The 14,461-nt window shown below is 64.4% G+C and carries 13 protein-coding genes; 12 read left to right on the top strand and 1 reads right to left on the bottom strand.

Annotated elements, in window-relative coordinates; all coding sequences use genetic code 11:
• Positions 1-13 precede the first annotated feature (13 nt).
• The 3 genes from ftsW to murC all read left to right on the top strand — a co-directional run bounded on the left by ftsW (position 14) and on the right by murC (position 3,938).
• The gene (ftsW, locus tag CXY73_RS19440; protein WP_233198481.1) at positions 14-1,372 is read left to right on the top strand and encodes a putative lipid II flippase FtsW; all 1,359 of its coding nucleotides are present in this window, start codon (positions 14-16) and stop codon (positions 1,370-1,372) included.
• On the top strand, positions 1,369-2,442 hold the full coding sequence (locus CXY73_RS19445) for a glycosyltransferase (protein WP_104139136.1): 1,074 nt from the start codon (positions 1,369-1,371) through the stop codon (positions 2,440-2,442). The genes ftsW and CXY73_RS19445 overlap by 4 nt, the downstream gene beginning before the upstream one ends.
• Before the next feature lie 74 nt (positions 2,443-2,516).
• Positions 2,517-3,938: a UDP-N-acetylmuramate--L-alanine ligase gene (murC, locus tag CXY73_RS19450; protein ID WP_104178654.1), complete on the top strand. Its 1,422-nt coding sequence runs from the start codon at positions 2,517-2,519 to the stop codon at positions 3,936-3,938.
• 102 nt (positions 3,939-4,040) lie between these two features.
• Here the strand turns inward: murC and CXY73_RS22140 are convergent, their stop codons facing one another.
• Complete coding sequence (locus tag CXY73_RS22140) at positions 4,041-4,280, bottom strand: hypothetical protein (protein ID WP_158254169.1); 240 nt, start codon at positions 4,278-4,280, stop codon at positions 4,041-4,043.
• 157 nt (positions 4,281-4,437) lie between these two features.
• On the opposite strand from CXY73_RS22140, the gene CXY73_RS22145 reads away from it, so the two are divergent.
• From CXY73_RS22145 to dnaE, 9 genes are all read left to right on the top strand, one after another.
• The gene (locus CXY73_RS22145; RefSeq protein WP_158253162.1) at positions 4,438-5,253 is read left to right on the top strand and encodes an FtsQ-type POTRA domain-containing protein; all 816 of its coding nucleotides are present in this window, start codon (positions 4,438-4,440) and stop codon (positions 5,251-5,253) included.
• Between the two features lie 287 nt (positions 5,254-5,540).
• On the top strand, positions 5,541-6,731 hold the full coding sequence (gene ftsZ, locus CXY73_RS19460) for a cell division protein FtsZ (RefSeq protein ID WP_104139145.1): 1,191 nt from the start codon (positions 5,541-5,543) through the stop codon (positions 6,729-6,731).
• A gap of 86 nt (positions 6,732-6,817) precedes the next feature.
• Positions 6,818-7,525 carry a YggS family pyridoxal phosphate-dependent enzyme gene (locus CXY73_RS19465; protein ID WP_369831264.1) on the top strand — a complete coding sequence of 236 codons (708 nt, stop codon included), beginning with the start codon at positions 6,818-6,820 and terminating at the stop codon, positions 7,523-7,525.
• Positions 7,526-7,557: 32 nt separating this feature from the next.
• On the top strand, positions 7,558-8,091 hold the full coding sequence (locus CXY73_RS19470) for a cell division protein SepF (RefSeq protein ID WP_104139151.1): 534 nt from the start codon (positions 7,558-7,560) through the stop codon (positions 8,089-8,091).
• Between the two features lie 8 nt (positions 8,092-8,099).
• Positions 8,100-8,393: a YggT family protein gene (locus CXY73_RS19475; protein WP_233198482.1), complete on the top strand. Its 294-nt coding sequence runs from the start codon at positions 8,100-8,102 to the stop codon at positions 8,391-8,393.
• A 189-nt stretch (positions 8,394-8,582) separates the two neighbouring features.
• The gene (locus tag CXY73_RS19480; protein WP_104178656.1) at positions 8,583-9,209 is read left to right on the top strand and encodes a DivIVA domain-containing protein; all 627 of its coding nucleotides are present in this window, start codon (positions 8,583-8,585) and stop codon (positions 9,207-9,209) included.
• Positions 9,199-9,846, top strand: coding sequence for a signal peptidase II (lspA, locus tag CXY73_RS19485; RefSeq protein WP_104178657.1), 648 nt, complete (start codon positions 9,199-9,201; stop codon positions 9,844-9,846). Before CXY73_RS19480 ends, lspA begins: the two co-directional genes overlap by 11 nt.
• Positions 9,843-10,775 carry an RluA family pseudouridine synthase gene (locus CXY73_RS19490; protein ID WP_104139160.1) on the top strand — a complete coding sequence of 311 codons (933 nt, stop codon included), beginning with the start codon at positions 9,843-9,845 and terminating at the stop codon, positions 10,773-10,775. Before lspA ends, CXY73_RS19490 begins: the two co-directional genes overlap by 4 nt.
• Before the next feature lie 138 nt (positions 10,776-10,913).
• The gene (gene dnaE, locus CXY73_RS19495) at positions 10,914-14,381 is read left to right on the top strand and encodes a DNA polymerase III subunit alpha (protein ID WP_233198491.1); all 3,468 of its coding nucleotides are present in this window, start codon (positions 10,914-10,916) and stop codon (positions 14,379-14,381) included.
• Positions 14,382-14,461 lie beyond the last annotated feature (80 nt).

Below are 14,461 nucleotides of genomic sequence, written 5' to 3' on the forward strand. Positions count from 1 at the left end.
GCGGTTGGTACAGGTGCCCCGTAAGCCCGCATCCGAGCTGGCAGCGCAGAACCCGGGCAGCACGGAGAATGCGCGCGCCTTTCGCCCCACACCCGGCGCGCGCAAGACCGAGCGCAGGTCGGGGATTCCCGAGCAGCCGGCGACGGAAGGGCCGGGCGGACCATCCGTTCGAATCAACCTCGGTCGGGTGTTCAAGGCCGAGGGCGGCAACTACTTTCTGCTGCTCGGCACCACCCTGTTCCTGGTGGTTTTCGGCCTCGTCATGGTGCTCTCGTCGTCGTCGGTCGATTCCTTTCTGGCCGATATGGGCTTCTTCGGCGGAATTTTGCGTCAGGGTATGTTTGCGCTGATCGGCATTCCACTCATGCTCGTCGTGAGCAGGCTGCCGCTCGCCTTCTGGCGTCGCATGGCCTGGCCGGCGATGCTGATCACCTGCTTCTTTCAGTTTCTGGTCGTCGCCACCGGCCTCGGCGTCGGCACCGGCGGCAACACCAACTGGCTCAACATTTTTGGTATTCAGTTTCAGCCCTCCGAGGGCATCAAGGTGGCCCTGGTTATCTGGCTCGGTGTGATCCTTTCGAAAAAACAGCACCAGTTGCACGACTGGAAGCACGTGTTCATTCCGGTCTTCGGGGTTGGCGGTGGCGCCGCGCTTCTCGTCATGCTCGGCGGTGACCTCGGAACAACGATGATCATGGCCGGCATTCTGTTCGGCGCACTGTTCTTCGCCGGCGTTAAACTGCGCCTGCTCATTGTGCCGCTGCTGGTCGGCGTCGGCGCAGCGGTCGTGCTGGCCATTGTGAGCCCCAATCGGCTGACTCGCATCACGAGTTTTCTGCACGAGGGCTGTACGGAACTGGTCGGGGAGATCTCGTCGAGTTGCTGGCAGCCGCTGCACGGCACCTGGGCCCTCGCCAACGGAGGAATCTTCGGCGTCGGCCTCGGCAACTCCGCGGCAAAATGGTCGTGGCTGCCGGCCGCCGACAACGACTACATCTTCGCCATAATCGGCGAAGAACTCGGCCTGATCGGCTGCATAGTCGTGCTCGGCATGTTCATTTTGCTGGCCTTCGCCTTTTTGCGCATCATGCGCGCAGCCACGACCGTGCAGGCCAAGGTCTCCACCGCCGCCGCCATGGTCTGGATCATCGGACAGGCCTTCGTCAACATCGGCGTCGTGCTCGGTGTGTTCCCCGTTCTGGGCGTGCCGCTGCCGCTGATCTCGGCCGGAGGCACCGCCCTGCTCACCACCCTCGTCGCGATCGGCATCGTGCTCTCTTTCGCCCGCGGCGACCGATCGAGCGACGCGGAGGGCGCCTTCAGTCCGAATGATCTGCACGACACCAATCTTGTTGAGGCTGACCGAGCATGACCACGTACCTTCTGGCGGGCGGCGGCACCGCTGGCCACGTCAACCCCCTGCTCGCCGTCGCCGACCGAATTCGCGCGAGTGAAGCGGATGCCACGGTGCTGGTTCTCGGCACCGCTGAAGGTCTCGAGGCACGTCTGGTGCCGGCCCGCGGCTACGAACTCATCGTCGTTCCCCGGGTGCCGTTTCCGCGTCGGCCGAACTGGACGGTCCTCGCCTTTCTGCCGCGCTTTAGCGCGGCCGTGCGCGGCGTGGCCGCGGTCATTCGCTCTCGAAAGGTCGACGTGGTCGTTGGCTTCGGCGGGTATGTTTCGACGCCGGCCTATCTCGCGGCCCGGCGCGCGGGTGTGCCGATCGTCATTCACGAGGCCAACGCCAGACCAGGCCTGGCCAACAAACTCGGCGCCCGCCTGACCCGGCATGTCGGGGTGGCTTTCGCCGGCACCCCGCTTCGGCACGCCCGCTTCGTCGGGATGCCGCTCCGGCCCGAAATCGAAGAGCTCGACCGTTTGGCCGTCCGCGCCGAGGCCCTCGCGTTCTTCTCGCTCGAGCCCGAGCGTCCTGTGCTGCTGGTCACCGGGGGATCGCTCGGCGCGCGCCGGCTCAACGAGACCATGGTCGAGTCAGCCTCCGCCCTCGTGGCCGCCGGCTGGCAGGTGCTACACATCACCGGGTCCAAGGCTGAGATCGTCGACCCCGGCGTGCCGCAGTATCACCTGGTTGCCTATTGCGATCGGATGGACCTGGCCCTCGCCGTAGCCGATTTCGCCGTGACCCGGGCGGGTGCAGCGACGGTCAGCGAACTGTGTGCGCTCGGCATTCCGGCCGTGTACGTGCCGTATCCGGTCGGCAACGGCGAGCAGCGCTTCAATGCCGCGCCGGTGCTGGCCGCCGGCGGCGGCGTGCTGATCAATGACAAGGACTTCGTGCCGGCCTGGGTTCTTGGCGAGTTGGTGACCCTGTTGGGTGACCGGGCGCGGCTGCATTTGATGGGGCGTGGGGCGGCATCCGTCGGCGTGTTGGACGGCACGGCACGCATGCTCGACCTCGTGCACGGGGCACTCACGACTTGAACGTCGGTCGGCACGCGTAACCTAGTGCCCGCACGAATTGTTTTATTTGCTTCGATCGAGAAGAGCACACCACCGTGATCCAACCAGACCTCACCCTGATCATTCCCGAGAACCTCGGCGTGGTGCACTTCGTGGGCATTGGAGGCTCCGGAATGAGCGGAATCGCACGCCTATTCCTGAATCAGGGCTACACGGTTACCGGCTCCGACGCCAAGGATTCGCCCAACGTGCAGGCGCTGCGTCAACTCGGTGCCAGCGTATTCATCGGGCACGATGCGGCGAATGTCGGCGCGGCCGACACCCTCGTCGTCACCGGCGCGCTCTGGCAGGACAACCCGGAGTACGTACTCGCCAATGAGCGCGGCCTTCCGGTGCTGCACCGCGCGCAGGCACTGGCCTGGCTCATTCGTGAGCGCCGCCTCGTTGCCGTCGCGGGCGCCCACGGCAAGACTACGTCCACCGGAATGATCGTCACCGGGCTGCTCGGCCTCGGCCAGGACCCGAGCTTCGTCAACGGTGGCGTGATCGAATCGCTCGGGGTGAGTTCTGCAAGCGGAACCGACGACCTGTTCGTGGTCGAAGCCGACGAATCGGACGGCTCGTTCTTGCTGTACCACACAGCGGTGGCGCTGGTCACAAACGTCGACCCCGACCACCTCGACCATTACGGCTCGCTTGAAGCGTTCGAGGCCGCGTTCGTCCAGTTCAGCAGCAAGGCCGGCGAGCTCGTCGTCATCTCTTCCGACGATGTCGGCGCCGTGCGGGTCACCGCAACGGTCACCGCCGGCCTGACCGAAGCGGATGCCGCCGCGCGCGTGATCACGTTCGGCGAGCACCCCGATTCCACCGTTCGCGTGCACTCCATCACCACGACCGGTCCGGTGAGCTTCAGCGTCGCCTGGCAGGGCCAGGATTACAGCACCACCCTGCGCATTCCCGGCAAGCACAACGCCATCAACGCGGCCGGCGCCTTCGCCGTGCTGGTGGGGCTCGGCTTCGATCCCGCGGCAAGCCTCGACGCGATCGCCGGCTTTGGCGGTACCCAACGCCGGTTCGAACTGCACGGCACCGTCGGCGGCGTTAGCGTCTACGACGATTACGCCCACCACCCGACCGAGGTCGCCGCGGCCCTCGCGGCCGCCCGCACCGTCGTGGGGGAGGGCCGCATCATCGCGGTGCACCAACCGCACCTGTACAGTCGCACCCGCCTGTTCGCTCAGGAATTCGCCGAGACGCTCGAGAACTTTGCCGACCAGACGATTGTGCTCGCGGTGTACGGCGCCCGCGAAGACCCGGAGCCCGGAGTGACCGGCGCGATCGTGTCGGAGCGGTTCCGCGACCCGTCGCGCGTCGCCTATGTGCCGGACTGGCAGGATGCCGCCGATTACCTCGCCAGTATCGCCCGCGAGGGCGACTTCGTGGTCACTCTCGGCTGTGGCGACGTCAACCGTATTGTTCCCCAGCTGCTCGCCGCGCTCGAACAGGCACGCGCATGAGGTGGCGGTGAGGCGGCCGGCCGGCTTCGATCGCCCAGCCAGGGCGACTTCGACCCCGGCGGGGAAGCCATCTCGGGCTCAGCCGAATGCTCAGCCGAATGCTCAGCCGACTCCAGCACCGAAACCGTCGAGCTCTAAGCCGCCTGCCCAGGCAGCTTCGGCGCCGAAACCCTCGCGCACCCGGCCGGCTGTGGGGTCGAACCAAAAACCTGACGGCCCGACTGGCGCCGCCGCGAGTTCGGTGACGACACCGAAGATGTTCCTCCGGCGTGGCATCGGCGGGAAGAGTGGGTCGAATGGGCCCTCGATATCGTCCGCGAGGCCTTTCGATGGTTCCGACACGACGACGGAGCCGATTGTTATCCCCGGGGCCGGGGCATCCGATTCACCGACTCCGGTAGGCGGGGGCGAGCGCGCCGCCCCGGCAGGCCCGGCCGCTCTAACGACCCGTCGGTTAACGACGGTCGCGGCAACCTGGGCGACGTTCGTAACCCCTCGGATGTCGACAACGGCCGCGCCAGCAGGGCTGGCACGCGGCGGACACGCTGGGGCGCGCGCAGCACGGTCGGTCCTGCGAGCAGCTCAACGCGCCCGCAAACGCTTCGAACGTGCGGAGGTGCGTCGGTTCACCGGGCGTACTCGGCGCCGTCGTATTGCTTGGATCGTCGGGGGCGGCAGCGTTGCGCTCGCGTTCGGCCTGATCATCGGCGCCGCTTACTCGCCGCTCATGGCGCTGCGCACGATTGAGGTCGTCGGCACCAGCCGCATTCCTGCAGGCGCCGTCGCCACTGCGCTTGTCGGCCAGCTCGGCACCCCGTTGCCGCTCCTCGACGCCGACGAGGTCAAGACCGAACTCTCCCAGTTCAAGCTCATCCAGAGTTACGTCACCGAGAGTCGCCCGCCCAACACGCTCGTGGTGCGGGTCATTGAACGGGTTCCGGTGGGCGTCCTCACCGGGGCGACCGGCTTCGACCTCGTAGATGCTGCTGGCGTCGTTGTGGAAACGACACCGGAACGTGCCGTCGGCTACCCGCTCATCGAGGTACCCGATGGCGTCGACAGCGCCGGATTCACCGCCGCGGCCGCAGTACTCGCCGTGTTGCCCGAAAGTATCCGCACGCAATTGGATTCCGTCACCGCCGTGACCACGGATGACGTCACGCTCAGCCTGCTCGGCGGCGAACGGGTGGTCTGGGGCAACCCGGAGAAGTCGGAGTACAAGGCCGTCGTGCTCGCCGCTCTGCTTATCGGGCACCCGGCTGGCACGGTCAATGAGTACGACGTTTCCTCGCCCGACAGCGCCGTGCTGCGCTAGTTTCCGGCGTCGACAACCTCTCACCTCGCGCCAGCGGATGCTGCGCGCGCGTGGCCTGCCGGGTGCGCGAGTAGCTTTTTGGCGCGCGGGCGCGATTCAGGAGCGCGAGCATCGGGTTATGAGCCCCGAGCAAGGTCACGGTAGCGGATTTTGTGTGTACTTCGCGACACGCGGGCGTGCCTCCCCATTCGCGCGCGTCGCCCGCATACTTTCGTAATCAGGAATTGCATACTCAGCATAACTTTAAACTTCGACTAGAGGTTTAGGGTTCCACCCGGAGGCCGGACGTGTCAAACAATCAAAATTATCTAGCCGTCATCAAGGTTGTCGGCATCGGCGGTGGTGGTGTCAACGCCGTTAACCGCATGATCGAACTGGGCCTCCGCGGTGTCGAGTTCATCGCCATCAATACGGATGCCCAGGCTTTGCTTATGAGCGACGCCGACGTCAAGCTTGACGTCGGTCGTGACCTCACCCGCGGCCTCGGTGCTGGCGCTGACCCCGAGGTGGGCCGTCGCGCCGCCGAGGATCACGCCGAGGAGATCGAAGAAGCCCTGGCCGGGGCAGACATGGTGTTCGTCACCGCCGGCGAGGGTGGTGGCACCGGAACCGGTGGCGCTCCCGTCGTCGCCCGCATCGCCAAGTCGATCGGTGCCCTCACCATCGGTGTCGTCACCAAGCCGTTCGGCTTCGAGGGCAAGCGCCGCCAGGCTCAGGCCGAGACCGGCGTGGCTTCGCTCAAAAACGAGGTCGACACCCTCATCGTCGTGCCCAACGACCGTTTGCTGGAGATCAGCGACCGCGGCATCAGCATGCTCGAGGCTTTCGCGACCGCCGACCAGGTGCTCCTGGCCGGCGTACAGGGCATCACCGACCTGATCACCACCCCCGGCCTGATCAACCTCGACTTCGCCGACGTCAAATCGGTCATGCAGGGCGCCGGTTCGGCCCTCATGGGTATCGGCTCTGCTCGAGGCGCCGACCGCGCCATCAAGGCGGCCGAACTGGCCGTGGCCTCGCCGTTGCTCGAGGCCTCCATCGATGGCGCCCACGGCGTGCTCCTGTCGATCCAGGGTGGCTCCAACCTCGGAATCTTCGAGATCAATGACGCGGCCCGCCTCGTGCAGGAGGCAGTGCACCCCGAAGCGAACATTATCTTCGGTGCCGTCATCGACGACACCCTCGGCGACGAGGTACGGGTCACCGTCATCGCCGCCGGCTTTGACGGGGGCGAGCCCGGCGCGAAGGCTGTCGAGGTGCGGCGGGCCGACCTTGTCGCGGCCGGCATTGCGGCCGGGACCGGAACGGCATCCGCTGGATCAGCTGGCGCGCCGCCCACCGATTCGGGCAGCTACAGCGACGGCGAGCTGGCAGCCTCCGTCTGGAGTGGTACCGACTCCGCGAGCGGCGTCACCGTGGCCGACCCGGCCTTCGAAGAAGAGGCCGACGACCTGGACATCCCCGACTTTCTCAAGTAGGTCGAGATCCATCCTGGGGCCGACTCAGTCGGCCCCGGAAATCGTGCCTTAACCGCCTGAATTGAAACGAACCGAGCAGCATGAGCATGGCAACTCCAGGCGCGACAGCGCCCGATCTGGCCACCCGTCTCGAAACCGTGAGCGTCGGTGTGGCCGACGCCGCTCGCGAGGCCGGTCGCGATCCGGCCGAGATCACGACTATCGTCGTCACCAAGTTCCATCCCCTGTCGATGATCGAAGCCTTGTATGCCCTCGGGGTGCGCGATGTGGGGGAGAACCGGCACCAGGAGGCGCAGTCCAAGGCTGCTGAGCTCGCCAAGCTCGACCTGACCTGGCATTTTGTTGGACAGGTGCAGGGCAAGAAGGCGCGCCAGGTGCGCGCCTACGCCGACGTCATCCACTCGGTTGATCGGGACTCTCTCGTGGCCGCACTCGCCTCGGCGGAATCGACCATCGACTGCTTCATCCAGGTCAACTTGACAGACGATGCAGCTCGAGGAGGCGTGGATCCCGCGAACCTGCCGGCTTTGGTCGACACGGTCCTCGCCGCGCCCGGCGTGCACCTGCTCGGGCTCATGGCTGTCGCGCCGCTCAGCGCTGGAGAAGGCGGGGAAGAACCACGCCGTGCCTTTGCGCGCGTGCGCAACCTTGGTGAGCAGATTCGCAGCCAGGCCCCCGCGGCCACGGCATTGTCGATGGGCATGAGCCAGGACTACGCCGCTGCCGTACTCGAAGGGGCGACACACCTAAGAATTGGCACCGCAATCACCGGTAATCGTCCGGCGTTCAGTTAATCTCGAAGAAGCAAACCAACACGGAGGTCGACATGTCCAACCCGCTCAAGAAAACCATGGTCTACCTAGGTCTGGCAGACGAAGAGCTGGAGTACCAGGCGCCCGCAGGTGCCCAGGGTGCTGCCAACACGAACCACGTGAGCGCAGTGCCGGCCCGTGGGCACGACAGCACGCCCCACGGTACCGCCGCGCACTCCAGCGCAGCCCAGAACACTGCCGGTCGCGCACCGGTCACCCCCCTGCGCAAGACTGCGACCCCCCAGAATGTGGCTGCGTCCGAAATGAATGAAATTCTTACCGTTCACCCGCGTGCCTACAAGGATGCCCAGGTCATCGCCGAATCCTTCCGTGACGGCATCCCGGTTATCATCAACCTGTCGCAGATGAGTGACGGCGACGCTCGCCGCCTCATCGACTTTGCGAGCGGCCTGTCGCAGGGACTGTACGGCAAAATCGAACGGGTCACCGCGAAGGTCTTCTTGCTGTCGCCGTCCCACGTCATCGTCTCCGGCGACAGCACCACCGAAGAGGGCGCTGAGGACAGCTCCTTCTTCGCGCAAGGCTAGACTTGAGTGTGACTGGTATACCGATTCTCGGGAATCTCTTCTACTTCCTGTTCTTTATGTACTTCCTCGTTCTGTGGGGTCGTTTCATCGTTGATCTCGTGCGCGGCGTGAACCGATCCTGGCGGCCGCAGGGCTTCCTACTCGTGTTGGTAGAGCTCGTCTACACGCTGACCGACCCGCCGGTGCGATTCTTCAGAAAACTGGTACCGCCGCTTCGGATTGGTCCTATCGCGTTGGATTTCGGTTTCACACTGACGATGCTGTGCTGCATCGTGGGCATGTCGCTGTCGGGCTTACTGTAATAGCCCCACCGAGGCATGTATCCTTGTCCGATGATGGTTCGTCGCGAGCCCGTACTCGCTCGTCGGCAGCTCGGGTCGGTCATCGGCGCAAGTCATTCAAATGCTCAAGTCATTCATATGCTCGAAGCAAACAATTGCTTGGGTAAGTCAAATGTTCGCAATAAATATTAGTTTTGAGGGTGAAAAGCCATGGCGCTAACTCCGGAAGATGTAGTCAACAAAAGGTTCCAGTCGACCAAGTTCCGCGAGGGATACGATCAGGATGAGGTCGATGACTTCCTCGATGAGGTCGTCGTCGAACTGCGTCGCCTGACTAAGGAAAACGAAGAACTGCGCGGCCAGGCTGGCGAGAGCGTCACCACCGCAGCCGAGTCCGCTCCGGTTGCCGCGGTGGTTGCCGAACCGGCCGTCGTCGTAGCCCCTGTGGCCGCGGCCGCGGCCGCATCGATCGTACCGACGCCGATCGACGAGACGGCCGGCACGACCAACCTGCTGCAGCTGGCTCGCCGCCTGCATGAGGAGCACGTCAAGGAAGGCGCCGAGAAGCGCGATGCCCTGATCGCTGAAGGCCACGCCACCGCAGCTCGCGTCATCGCCGAAGCCGAGACGCAGCAGCGCGTTCAGCTGCAGAAGCTCGATCTGGAGCGCACAGCGCTCGAGGGCAAGATCGACGGCCTGCGTACGTTCGAGCGTGAGTACCGCCTCAAGCTCAAGAGCTACATCGAGGGTCAGCTGCACGACCTCGACGCGAGTTCGGTCGACTCCCCGTCGGCCGACTCCAACTCGAAGCCCAGCTTCCAGGGCTTTGGAGCCTAGGGCACGAACGAAGAAGCGTTCGCGAGCGCTTATCGTTCTAGCCCTCGTCGCGCTCGGCGTTTACGCGCTCGATCAAATCAGTAAGTACTTCGTCGTCGCGTCGATGACGGAGGGCTCCGTCATCCGGGTTCTGAACGATGTGCTGCAACTGCACTTCGTTCGGAACCCGGGGGCCGCGTTTTCCCTCGCGAGCGGGTCCACCTGGATCTTCTCGATCATCGCTGCGGCCGTCGTGGTGTTCATCATCTGGTTCGCCCGGCGTATCCGCTCACTCGCCTGGGGGCTCGTCTTCGGCCTACTGCTCGGCGGTGTACTCGGCAACCTAACCGATCGACTGCTGCGTGAGCCCGGTTTTGGGTTCGGCCACGTCATCGACTTCATTTCAACGCCCTGGATGCTGCCGGCGATCTATAACGTCGCCGACATGGCCATCGTGACGAGCATGGCAATGTTCATGATCCTGACCATCCGAGGCATCGGCCTCGATGGCAACAAGGTCGTGGCCGAAAGCAAGACCCCCGCTTCAACCCTGAAACAAACGGATGCTGTGACTCCAGACACACCCACCATCGCACCGACCCTAGCTGCACCCGCTCCGACACCGGCCGAGGCTCCAACCACCGAGCCCCGCCCATGACCGGTGCCTCGGAGAGTCGTTCCCTGCCCCTTCCCGACGGTCTGGAAGGCGTGCGCGTTGACGCCGGTCTGGCCAAGCTGTTCGGATTCTCGCGCAGCTTCGCCGCCGAGGTCTCCGAAGCCGGTGGCGTCGTGCTCGACGGCACCGTCGTTGGCAAGTCAGACCGACTGCGAGCCGGAGCCTGGATCGAAGTCACCTGGCAGCCCAAACAGCCACTGCGTATCATCCCCATCGCCGTACCAGACCTGACAATCGTGCATGACGACGAGAGCATCGTCGTCATCAACAAGCCGGCCGGGGTGGCCGCACACGCGAGCGTCGGCTGGACCGGTCCGACTGTTCCGGGAGCCCTCGCGGCGGCGGGCTTTCGCATCGCCACCTCCGGTGCGGCCGAACGCGCCGGCATCGTGCACCGCCTCGACGTCGGCACCAGCGGCCTCATGGTCGTTGCCAAGTCGGAGACGGCCTACACGGCGCTCAAGAAAGCCTTCCATGACCGCGAGGTGCAGAAGATTTACCACACCGTCGTACAGGGGCACCCCGACCCGCTGACCGGCACGATCGACGCCCCGATCGGTCGCCATCCGCGGTCGGATTGGAAGTTCGCGGTGATGGCCGACGGCAAGCCCTCGATCACCCACTACGAGACCCTCGAAGCCTTCCCTTACGGTTCCCTGCTGGAGGTACACCTGGAGACCGGCCGCACGCACCAGATTCGGGTGCACATGACAGCGCAGCGGCATCCGTGTGTCGGCGACGCCATGTACGGCGCCGATCCATCGATCACCGCCCGGCTCGGTCTGAAACGGCAGTGGCTGCACGCCACGCAGCTAGCTTTCACCCACCCGGACAGTCACGAGTGGGTTACCTACAACGCCGACTATCCGGCCGACCTCACGCACGCGCTCGGTGTGCTGCGCGGAGATTAGCCGGGCATCCGCTGGCCCAGAACCAAGCCAGGCACCCCAACCGATCCACCGTTCCACCAAATGCTCGGAGCAATCGTGAGTAACCCGGCAAGCGCGACCGACTCGTTCGTGCACCTGCACGTGCACAGCGAATATTCCATGCTCGACGGAGCCGCCCGGGTGAAACCCCTGATCAAGGCCGCCGTCGACGAGGGGATGCCGGCGGTCGCGATCACCGACCACGGCAACGTGTTCGGTGCATTCGACTTCTGGAAGAGCGCCACCGACGCCGGCATCAAGCCCATCATCGGCACGGAGGCGTACATCACACCCGGCACCGATCGCCGGGACAAGACCCGGGTGCGCTGGGGAACCAGCGGGCAGAACCGCGACGATGTCGGTGGCGCCGGCTCGTACACCCACATGACACTGCTCTCGGAGAGCACCGCGGGCATGCACAACCTGTTTCGGCTCTCTTCGAAGGCGAGTCTCGAGGGCTATTATTTCAAACCGCGCATGGACCGCGAGCTGCTCAGCCAGTTTTCCCAGGGACTGATCGGCACCACCGGCTGCGTTGGTGGCGAGGTGCAGACCCGCCTGCGCCTTGGTCAGTACGAAGAAGCCAAGAAAGCTGCCGGGGACTTTCAGGACATTTTCGGCAAGGAGAATTTCTTCTGCGAGATCATGGACCACGGCATCGACATCGAGCGCCGCACCATGACCGACCTGCTCAAGCTCGCTAAAGAGCTCGACCTTCCGCTGCTGGCCACGAACGACCTGCACTACACCCACGCGCACGATGCCACCGCCCACGCGGCGCTGCTCTGCGTGCAGTCGGCGTCGACGCTCGACGATCCCAACCGGTTCAAGTTCGACTCCAACGAGTTCTATCTCAAGACCGCGGCGCAGATGCGACACCTGTTTCGGGACCACCCGGAATCCTGCGACAACACCCTGCTCATCGCCGAACGCTGCGAGGTGGAGTTCAACACCAAAGCCAACTACATGCCTCGCTTTCCCTGCCCCGAGGGTGAGAACGAGGAAAGCTGGTTCATCAAGGAGAACGAAATCGGGCTGGCCAAACGCTACCCGAAGGGCATCCCGGACAACGTGCGCAAGCGCGCCGATTACGAAATTGGCATCATCGTGCAGATGGGGTTCCCCGGCTACTTTCTCGTCGTCGCCGACTTCATCATGTGGTCCAAGCAGCAGGGCATCCGCGTCGGTCCAGGGCGTGGCTCGGGCGCCGGCTCGATGGTCGCCTACGCGATGGGCATCACCGACCTCGACCCGCTCGTGCACGGCCTCATCTTCGAGCGGTTCCTAAACCCCGACCGCGTCTCCATGCCCGACTTCGACGTCGACTTCGACGAGCGTCGCCGCGGTGAGGTCATCAAGTACGTCACCGAGAAATACGGCGAGGAACGCGTCGCACAGATCGTCACCTACGGCACGATCAAGGCCAAGCAGGCGCTGAAAGACGCTTCCCGCGTGCTCGGCTTTCCGTTCGGAATGGGCGACAAGCTCACCAAGGCCATGCCGCCGGCCATCATGGGCAAGGATGTGCCGCTCACCGGCATGTTCGACAAGGACCACCCGCGCTACCGCGAAGCAGCCGACTTTCGCGCCGTGATCGAGAGTGACCCCGAGGCCCGCACCGTCTTCGACACGGCGCTCGGCCTCGAGAACCTCAAGCGTCAGTGGGGTGTGCATGCCGCCGGCGTGATCATGTCGAGTGACCCCTTGATCGACATTATTCCGATCATGAAGCGTGAAGCGGATGGTCAGGTCGTCACGCAATTCGATTACCCCGCCTCCGAAGCCCTCGGGCTGATCAAGATGGACTTTTTGGGGCTGCGCAACCTCACCATCATCGACGATACCCTCGACAACATCGCGGTGAACCGTGGACACCGGCCCGTACTCGAGGATCTCGGCCTCGAAGACCCGGCCGCCTATGAACTGCTCGCCCGCGGCGACACCCTGGGCGTATTCCAGCTCGACGGAGGGCCGATGCGTGCCCTGCTGCGGCTGATGAAGCCCGACAACTTCGAAGACATCTCGGCCGTCATCGCCCTGTACCGACCGGGCCCCATGGGCGCGAACTCGCACACCAATTATGCGCTGCGCAAGACCGGGCAGCAGGAGATCATCCCGATCCATGCGGAGCTCGAGGAGGCCCTGAGGGATGTCATCGGCAATACCTACGGTCTGATCGTTTATCAGGAGCAGGTCATGTCGATCGCTCAGGTGCTCGCCGGCTTCTCTCTCGGTGAGGCCGACCTGTTGCGCCGCGCCATGGGTAAGAAGAAGAAGTCCGAACTGGACAAGCAGTTTGAAGGCTTCTCGAAGGGCATGCAGGACCGCGGCTATTCAATGGATGCCGTCACCACGGTCTGGAATATTCTGCTGCCGTTTTCCGACTACGCCTTCAATAAGGCGCACTCGGCTGCCTATGGGGTGCTTTCCTACTGGACCGCTTACCTCAAGGCCGTCTACCCGGCCGAGTATATGGCGGCCCTGCTGACGAGCGTCGGCGACTCCCGGGACAAGCTCGCGCTGTACCTCAACGAGTGCCGCCGCATGGGCATCCAGGTGCTGGCGCCCGACGTGAACGAGTCAATCGGATTCTTTGCGGCGGTGGGTACGGACATCCGTTTTGGTCTGGGCGCTGTGCGTAACGTCGGTTTCAACGTGGTGGAGGCCATTCGCGGCGCGCGCGAGGAGAAGGGGCGCTTCGAATCGTTCCACGATTTTCTACGCAAGGTTCCGCTGCCGGTGGCCAACAAGCGCACCGTTGAATCGCTGGTCAAGGCCGGGGCGTTCGATTCGCTCGGCGCGACCCGCCGGGGCATGGTCGAGATTCACGAGTCAGCCGTCGAGTCGGCCGTCAAGATCAAGCGCGAAGAGAGCAACGGCAATATCGGGTTCGACTTCGACAGCCTGTTCGACGAGCCGCAGGACACGGAACAGGTGCCCGACCGGCCGGAGTGGAGCAAGAAAGAGAAACTCGCCTACGAACGTGACATGCTCGGGCTGTACGTATCGGACCATCCGCTTGCCGGATTGGAGATACCGCTCGCCAAACACGCGAGCACCACGATCGCCGACCTGATCGCGTCGGAGTCGACCGAAGACGGCGACACCGTGACCGTGGCCGGACTGATCACGAGCGTGCAGCATCGCATTGCGAAGAAGTCTGGCAACCAGTACGGCATGATCCAGGTCGAGGACTTCGGCGGCGAGATCACCGCGATGTTCATGGGCAAGGCCTATCTGGAGTTCGCACCCGAGCTGATCAGCGACTCGGTCGTCGTGGTGCGTGGCCGGGTGAGCCTGCGCGACGACGGCATGAACCTGCACGCCTTCAGTGTGTTCCAGCCCGAGCTGGGGCAGGGGTCAGACCAGAGCATGGTCTCGATCACGGTGGGGGAGGCGCGAGCGACAACCGACACGGTGAGCGCGCTCGGTGAAATTCTCAAGCGCCACGCCGGCGACGCCGAGGTGCGACTCAAACTGGTCAAGAGTGATGTGGCGCGAGTGTTCGAACTGCCGCATCGGGTGAAGGTGAGCGCTGACCTGTTCGGCGAGCTCAAGAGCATCCTCGGGCCGAACTGCCTGACCTGACCCTCCGGCATCCTGCGCCGACCCGGTTCGCTGCGCTTGGACGGGCTGCAGATGACTGACAGGATGTCCGTTTAGGCTGA

It is taken from the genome of Cryobacterium sp. Y50 (assembly GCF_002929805.1).
GTDB lineage: Bacteria > Actinomycetota > Actinomycetes > Actinomycetales > Microbacteriaceae > Cryobacterium.